At 68.7% G+C, this 7762-nt stretch carries 7 protein-coding genes; all 7 read right to left on the bottom strand.

Going from position 1 to position 7762, the window contains the following annotated elements:
* Positions 1–218: 218 nt before the first annotated feature.
* Complete coding sequence (locus tag IEY61_RS23125; RefSeq protein ID WP_189047766.1) at positions 219–407, bottom strand: hypothetical protein; 189 nt, start codon at positions 405–407, stop codon at positions 219–221.
* Positions 408–855: 448 nt separating this feature from the next.
* Positions 856–1794: a 3-carboxyethylcatechol 2,3-dioxygenase gene (locus tag IEY61_RS23120; protein ID WP_189047764.1), complete on the bottom strand. Its 939-nt coding sequence runs from the start codon at positions 1792–1794 to the stop codon at positions 856–858.
* Positions 1763–3496: a bifunctional 3-(3-hydroxy-phenyl)propionate/3-hydroxycinnamic acid hydroxylase MhpA gene (mhpA, locus tag IEY61_RS23115; protein WP_189047762.1), complete on the bottom strand. Its 1734-nt coding sequence runs from the start codon at positions 3494–3496 to the stop codon at positions 1763–1765. Before mhpA ends, IEY61_RS23120 begins: the two co-directional genes overlap by 32 nt.
* 21 nt (positions 3497–3517) lie before the next feature.
* Positions 3518–4387, bottom strand: coding sequence for an alpha/beta fold hydrolase (locus IEY61_RS23110; protein WP_189047760.1), 870 nt, complete (start codon positions 4385–4387; stop codon positions 3518–3520).
* Positions 4388–4826: 439 nt separating this feature from the next.
* Positions 4827–5891: a 4-hydroxy-2-oxovalerate aldolase gene (gene dmpG, locus IEY61_RS23105; RefSeq protein ID WP_189047758.1), complete on the bottom strand. Its 1065-nt coding sequence runs from the start codon at positions 5889–5891 to the stop codon at positions 4827–4829.
* Positions 5888–6850, bottom strand: a complete 963-nt coding sequence (locus tag IEY61_RS23100; protein WP_189047756.1) for an acetaldehyde dehydrogenase (acetylating) — start codon at positions 6848–6850, stop codon at positions 5888–5890. The genes dmpG and IEY61_RS23100 overlap by 4 nt, the downstream gene beginning before the upstream one ends.
* Positions 6847–7659 carry a 2-keto-4-pentenoate hydratase gene (locus tag IEY61_RS23095; RefSeq protein ID WP_189047754.1) on the bottom strand — a complete coding sequence of 271 codons (813 nt, stop codon included), beginning with the start codon at positions 7657–7659 and terminating at the stop codon, positions 6847–6849. The genes IEY61_RS23100 and IEY61_RS23095 overlap by 4 nt, the downstream gene beginning before the upstream one ends.
* Between the last annotated feature and the right edge of the window lie 103 nt (positions 7660–7762).

Raw genomic sequence — 7762 nt, 5'->3', positions numbered from 1 at the left:
TCCCGGCGGGCCTCGACCGCCAACCGGGTCGCACGCTCACGCAACTCATCGGGGTACTTCTTCGGGGCAGGCATCGCTGGTGTTCCTCCCAGGTTTCGATGTCTCCATCAAACCCGGTGCGGGACAGAGAGAAGGTCTTGGCCCGCCTCGACCTCACGGGCTACCCGCGTGACGCGCTGAGCGTTCTGATCGGATCGAGCTGGCTGCTGATCGCCCAGTCAAGCGCCGTCCTCGAGGCGGCACAGGCATCGCTGCCCCCCGGACGCGTGCAGGAACTCCACGCGAAACCCGCACAGCGAGTCGACGACCTGATCCGCCGCGGCCAGTCCGAAGGCGTCTTCCGAGCCGATCTCCCAGCCAGTTGGCTGACCAGCGTCCTGCACCACATCATGCACGGGCGCGACCATCGATGTAGCCAAGGGGCGACTGGGTCCTGCAGACGCTCCGCGTCTCATCTCTGAGACGGTCCTGGCCGCCTTTACACGCAGGGGCACGTAGCGGGACCGCCGCAGTCGGCGTACGAGACAACCTTACTCGTGCGGACCGCAGCCCCCGTGGCCATCACCGTCGCCACGCACCTTCGAAGTTTTCAGTCTTTGAGCGGGGACCGTGCCGAAAAAATAGCGGGACGGCGGCCTCGTCGCATCAGGGGGCGAACTCCTTGAGGCGCCGCTTGAAGGAGGATCTTCAGCCCACTTCTGGCGCCACGCTCCTCGTCCGGAGCTGCGGGTCACCGCGCTGAGCGGCACCGGCGACGACTGACCGATCCATCAGATGTCAACCGGCGAGCGCCGCGACGGGAGCCAGGCCGGCCCGTAGAAGTCCGGGCGACGGAAACCGCTGACGGATCGAGGCTCAGCCGATGTGGGCGGTCATCAGCCCGAAACCGGCGATGAACTCCGGAATGGGGCGGTAGAACCGGTAATCCACCGTGTAGGTGCCGACCGCGCGCAAGGCACTGAACGCGGCCACCCAGGTGCGAACCTCGTGCGCCGAGTTTCCGGCCTCCTCGGCCATGGCCTCGGGAGTCAGGGCATCGGCCGCTGCCAGGTCGCCCGACGCGCACAGGTCCATGAACCGCTGGTCCCAGTCGGGGTTGAGATCCCTGATCGTGGCCGTGCCCGCCGCGAACTGCCGCGCCGCCTCGATCACTCGTTGCTGGCGGGCCGCTCGCGCCTCGTCGGTGGGATGGCGGCCGTTGAGAAGCATGGCGCGCTGGGCGTCGTGAGCCGTAGCCCACTGCGGTACCGGCGGATCGTGGGACAGGCCGCCCGATCCGATGACCAGGACCCGCTCGTCGAGCGTGGCGAGGTACTTCCCGATCGCCGCCCCCATCCGGCGCACTCGGCGCATCGGGGCGAAGGGCCGGGCGACGCCGTTGACGAACACCGGCACTACCGGCCGCGCGGTGATGTCGCCGAAAAGGATCTCCAACGGCTGGACCGCGCCATGGTCGACCTCCATCCGTCGGGAGATGGCGATGTCGACGTCCTGGTTGAGCACATGCTGGGCGAGAGACTCCGCCAGTTCCCCGGGCACCCGCAGCGGGCCGGCCTGACTGCCGTAATCGCCCACCGCAGTGGCTTCGTAGCCGACGCAGAACGGCGGCATCAGATCGTAGAAGAAGCCGTTGTAGTGGTCGGGCGCGAACGACACGACCAGGGTTGGGTCGAAATCGGCGGCGAAGGCGCGCGCCTGCTGGAAGGCGGCGTCGACGGCGGCACGGACGTCGGCCGCCGGCTCGACGAAGTCGAGCAGCGGGCTATGCGACATGCAGACGAGTGCTACGGGCATCGCCGGCTCCCTTGCGAACGTAGGAGGTGGCGGCCAGGACGGCGTGCCACGTGCTGGACGCCTCCTGAGCCAGGCAGGCGGCCGCGACGAACCGGTCGGGCCGCAGGAAGATCACACTGAGCGGCCGGTCGTCGAACCACTCCTTGAGCCGGCCGGTCGGGTCACCGACCACGGTGACGGGTACGGGCGACTGGGCGTACTCGCGCTCCGCCCAGGCCCGCTGCGGCTCGGGTACGAAGCACACCAGCCGCACCCCGAGCGCCTCGACGTCCTCCAGATCGGCCGACGACAGCAGCCGCGAAGGATTGTTGCCCCAGGCGGCGATCGTCCACCAGTCGCCGATGACGTCGTCGAGAAGCACGTCGGGATGCTCGGAGGTGCGTACCCGCGGCTGGATGAACTGGATGCCCACCGGTGAGGCGTCGTTGGGGGCGTCGACCATCGGCAGGAGACGCTGGGCGATGCGCGCCACGGCCGACCCGGGTGTGCGGTCGTTCTGGTCGACGACGACCCCGCGGGAATAGCGGGGCATCGGCTTGAAACGCATGTCGGTGAAGTAGCTCTTGACCGACGGGACGATGTTGAGCGCGCCCGCAGCGAAGTCCCGCACGAGGCCGAGCTTCCGGTCCGCCTTCATGATGGACCCAGCAGTCATGTTCAGGTCGATCATCGCCTTGGCGTGGCCGCGCCGCTCGACATCGTAGGTGTCGAGCAGCGTGTCGTCGGCGGCGCCTCGCAGTACGGCGGTTAGCTTCCACGCCAGGTTGGTCGCGTCGCGGATGCCGGAGTTCCAGCCCTGGCCGAGCCACACCGGCATCAGGTGGGCGGCGTCGCCGGCGATGAGCACCCGACCCTTGCGGAAGCTGGTGGCGATGCGGCCGTGGTGAGTGAAGACACGCTGGCCGATGACATCGAGTGCCGTGGGGTCGGGCACGTGCCGCTCGAGCATCTTCGCGAGAAACGCGGGTGACTCGACCAACTCGGTCGGCTCGTCCTCGAACAGCATGAATTCCCAGCGCCGGATCGCGTGCGGCAAGCCGATCGACACGTACGGCCGGCGCGGATCGGCGCCGAGGTAGACGTTCGGCGTACCCAGCGGGTCATTGGCCACGTCGATGACCAGCCAGCGGGTCGACGGCGACTGCCCTTCGAAGCCCATGCCCATCCAGGTGCGGGTGAAGGAGCGGCCGCCCTCGCAGCCGACGACGTATCGCGCGCGGATCGTCCGCGTGTCGACGACCTTCTCCCCAGCCAGGACGGAGACGACGGCGCAGACGTGGTCGTCGCGTTCTTCGAGGTCCACCAACTGGTGGCCGAAGTGCGTGTCCACTGAATGGAAGCGGTCCAGTCCCGCGAGCAGCTCACGGTCGACCAGTGGCTGCACGAAGCCGTGCTTGCGTGGCCAGCCGAACTCGTCGGTGGTGGGGTTGTTGACGACCAGCATCTGGCCCTTGCCGTTGACCAGCCGCACGATGTGCTGCGGCACCGTGTGCTGCGCGATCTGGTCGACCAGGCCGATGGTCTGGATCGTGCGGAACGACTCGTCGTCCATCCCCACGCCGCGGGGATAGTCGATCAGCTCGCTGCGCGCCTCGATGACGGTGACTCGCCTTCCATACCTGCCCAGCAGGTTGGCGAGCATGAGCCCTACGGGCCCCGCCCCGACCACGAGAACGTCGGTGTCCACCGGTCGCGTCGTCATGCCTGTGCCGTCCTTTCGGCCTCAGCGCCCGAGCAGGAAGTCGAGGTGGATCTGGTTGAACTGCTCGGTCTGCTCGTACTGGGGCCAGTGGCCGGCGTTCTCGATGACGGCCAGTCGCCCGTTGGGCAGCAGATCGGCGATCCGCCGCCCCTCGTCGACGGGGCCGGACGGGTCCTTCGTCGTCCAGATGACCAGAGCCTCGGCGGTGATGGCGCGCAGGTCGTCGTCGGAGAGCATGTTGCGCTTGCGGGTCTCGAGGTCCTGTAGGGCCATGTTCATCCGGCAGGCCATCGGCCAGTCCGGCTGCTGGAAGATCATTTGCCGCGTCTTGATCAGGTCGTCGGTCACCATCGACGGGTCGGCCATCAGCCACTCCAGCCGCGCCTTGACCCGCTCCCAGCTCGGGTCCTCCGCGGCCTGCATCGACAGCGTGTAGAGCCGCTCCATCACCTTCGGGTTGGCCATCGTGCCGCCCATGGTGTTCAGCACGATGCGGTTGACCCGGTCGGGGTGCAGCTGCGCGAAGCGGGCGGTCACCCAGCCGCCGAGCGATTCCCCCGACAGCGATGCCCGGTCTGCGCCGAGCGCGTCCAGAACGTGCAGCAGCTGGTCGATGTAGTGCCGGATCTCCAGCGGGTGCTCCGGCTTGCTGGAGTATCCGTGCCCGATGAAGTCGATGGCGTAGGTGTTGAAGTGCTCGCTGTGGCTTCGCAGGTTACGCGCGTACGCCTCGGCGTGCCCGGTGATCCCGTGCAGCAGGAGCAGCAGAGGCTTGGACGGATCCCCGGCGCGCAGGTAACGCGTACGGTACGGCCCGGCTTGCAGAAAACCCTGGCTGAACTCGACCCGGTTCAGATCCGACCAGACGCTGGTGAACTCGCGCTCGGCCATGTCAACTCTCCCACCCGCGGCTGCCAGACCGCTGTGTAAATAGAGCACGCCTGTGTGCATTCTCCGCTCAGAGCATGAGCGTCGCCGAGTCGCTTGTCAAGAAGTGCGCACCACCTTTCGGCCAGCAGGCGAGTGCGGCTTGCGGGCGCGGGCAGCCAATAAGGTGGCGCCCGAAGGCGACCGAGGTTCACCACCGGCTCGACGACTTCGGCCGGTGACAGCGGCGCTGACGCCGAAAAGGGCCGAGCGACCGTAGAGACGCAGCGCGACGACCTCGCCTTTGATGCCGTGGCAGGCCAGCAAAGCTGGGAGCGTCGAGGATGCACAGCTGCCGAATCAAAGACGAGGCACTCGCAGGCCAGGTCGGCCGGCGGCGCAAAACCGCAGGCCGCGCCGGCGCCGTACTCGATCAGCAGGGCCGGCGCGGCCCGCCCGGTGGTTATCCGTTGGCCCCCGCGGCCTGGGCGGCCTGGGCGGCCTGGGCGGCCTGGGCGGCCTGCAGGTCGAGGGCGATGTCGACGATCATGTCTTCCTGCCCGCCGACCAGGCCGCGGCGGCCCACCTCGAGCAGGAGCGTGCGGACGTCGATGCCGTACCGCTGCGACGCGGCCTCGGCGTGCCGTAGGAAACTGGAGTACACGCCGGCGTACCCGAGGGTGAGGGTCTCCCGGTCGACCTGCACCGGGCGGTCCTGCAGCGGACGGACGAGATCGTCGGCGGCGTCCTGCAGCGCGAACAGGTCGCAGCGGTGCTTCCAGCCCTGCAGGTTGGCCACGGCGATGAACGGTTCGATGGGACAGTTGCCGGCCCCTGCGCCGTGCCCGGCCAGGGACGCGTCGACCCGCGTGACGCCCTCCTCGACGGCGACCACCGAGTTGGCCACGGCGAGGGAGAGGTTCTGATGGGCGTGGATGCCCAGTTGGGTCTCCGGCCGCAGCACGTCTCGGTAGGCGCGGATGCGCTCGCGCACGCCGTCCATGGTCAGCCGGCCTCCGGAGTCGGTGACGTAGACGCAGTGCGCCCCGTACGACTCCATCAGGGCCGCCTGCCGGGCGAGCTCGACGGCCGGGGCCATGTGGCTCATCATCAGGAACCCGGAGACGTCCATACCCAGTTCGCGGGCCGTGGCGATGTGCTGGGCGGCGACGTCGGCCTCGGTGCAGTGGGTGGCCACCCGTACCGAGCGGACCCCGAGCGAGTAGGCGTGTTTGAGTTCGGCGATCGTGCCGATACCCGGCAGCAGCAAGGTCGTCAGCGTGGCCCGCTCGAGGTTCTCTGCGGCCGCTTCGATCCACTCCCAGTCGGTGTTGCTGCCGGGACCGTAGTTCAGGCTGCCGCCGGCCAGCCCGTCACCGTGGGCCACCTCGATGGCGTCGACCCCGGCGGCATCCAGGGCAGCCACGATCCGGGCGACGTCGGCGGGGGTGATCCGATGCCGCACGGCGTGCATACCATCGCGCAGCGTTACGTCCTGGACGTACAGGTCGGGCGTTTGGGTTGTCACGGGGCCACCTCCGCGGGCGCTCGACGTGCGCTGTTCGTCGCCAGCCTCTCGCCCACGCGCAGCGCGGCCGAGGTCATGATGTCCAGGTTGCCGGCGTAGGCCGGCAGATAGTGGGCGGCGCCCTCCACCTCGAGGAAGATCGACACCTTGGTGGTCACCGGTCCGGCCCCCTCAGGCAGCAGGGTGTGCACCGGTTCGTCGGCCGCGACCGGGGTGAACTGCACCTGCTGCTTGAGCCGGTAGCCAGGCACGTACCCGGCGACCTCCGCGACCATGTCCTCCACCGAGGTGCGGATCGCGTCGTGGTCGGCATCGCCGATCAGGCAGAGAACGGTGTCGCGCATGATCAGCGGCGGCTCGGCCGGATTCAGGACGATGATCGCCTTGCCTCGCCCGGCGCCGCCGACCGTCTCGATGGCGTGCGCGGTGGTCTCGGTGAACTCGTCGATGTTGGCCCGGGTGCCCGGCCCCGCCGACTTCGACGCGATCGACGCGACGATCTCCGCGTACGGCACCGGTACCACCCGCGCGACGGCAGCGACCATCGGGATGGTCGCCTGCCCGCCACAGGTCACCATGTTCACGTTGTCGATGTCGTCGGCCAGGTGGTCGTCCAGGTTCACCGCCGGCACCACGTACGGCCCGATCGCCGCCGGGGTCAGATCGACCAACTTCTTGCCGTACGGGGCGAGCTTCTCCGCGTTGGCCCGGTGCGCCTTCGCTGAGGTAGCGTCGAAGACGATCCCAATCTGGTCGAAGCCATCCATCGCGATCAGCCCGTCCACGCCCTCGGCGGTGACGGGAACCTTGAACCGGCGGGCCCGGGCCAGGCCGTCGGAGGCCGGGTCGATGCCGACCATCGCCCCCATCTCAAGGACGTCAGAGTGCCGCAGCACCTTGATCATCAGGTCGGTGCCGATGTTGCCCGACCCGATGATCGCAACCTTGGTCCTGCTCATCGCTCCTCCTTTCCGGAGAACGTCGCCGTCACGGGGCCCAAGCCGCTGATCTCGGCGCGCACCCTGGCACCTGCCGGCACCGGCACCATCGGCCCCAAGGCGCCGGACAACACCACCTCGCCGGCGCGCAACGGCTCGCCGAGATCCCGGGCGGTACGCGCCAGCCAGGCCAGCGCCAGCAGTGGATCTCCCAGGCAGGCTGCGCCGCTGCCCTCGGAAACCAGCTCGTCGTCGAGATACATCCGCATACTCGCCGCGACCGGTTCGAAGGCCGCCAGGCCGAGCCGCTGCTCGCCCAGTACGAACAGACCGCTGGAGGCGTTGTCGGCCACGGTATCGCCGAAGGTGATATCCCAGCCGGCGATTCGGCTGTCGACGATCTCCAGCGCGGCGACCGCAACCTCCACCGCACCACGCACCTGGTCAGCGTCGAGGGGGCCGTCTGCCAGGTCCGCTCCAAGGATGAAAGCGATCTCCGCCTCCACCTTCGGCTGAAGCAGCCGGTCAGCGGGGACGAGGTCGAGCGCGGAGACGTCCATGTCGTCGAAGAGCACCCCGAAGTCCGGACGGTCGACGCCGAGCTGCTTCTGGACCACCGGGGACGTCAGTCCGATCTTGCGACCGACGGCCCGCGCGCCGTCGGCTAGCCGCGCCTCGGTCAGCCGCTGCTGGACCGCGTACGCGAGCGCGACGTCAGAGCCGCCGATCAGGTCCCGGACCGGCCGGCACGGCACTCCGCTGCGCGCAGCGCTCTGAAGCCGCTCGGCGGCCTTGGTCACGGCGTCGTTATGCCTGGTTGCTTGTGTCATCGTTTCCTCGAAAGGGCCCGTTGGTCTGCTGACCTTGACAGCCCGAGTCACCGCTCGGCCAGGGCGGTGTTCCGGTGACCGGAACGCCGAGAGACTCCTCTCG

This window comes from Micromonospora sonchi (genome assembly GCF_014646235.1).
In the GTDB taxonomy this organism is placed as follows: domain Bacteria; phylum Actinomycetota; class Actinomycetes; order Mycobacteriales; family Micromonosporaceae; genus Micromonospora; species Micromonospora sonchi.
Note: the sequence above shows the minus strand (reverse complement) of the source record. Positions and strands in the feature narration are given on the sequence as shown.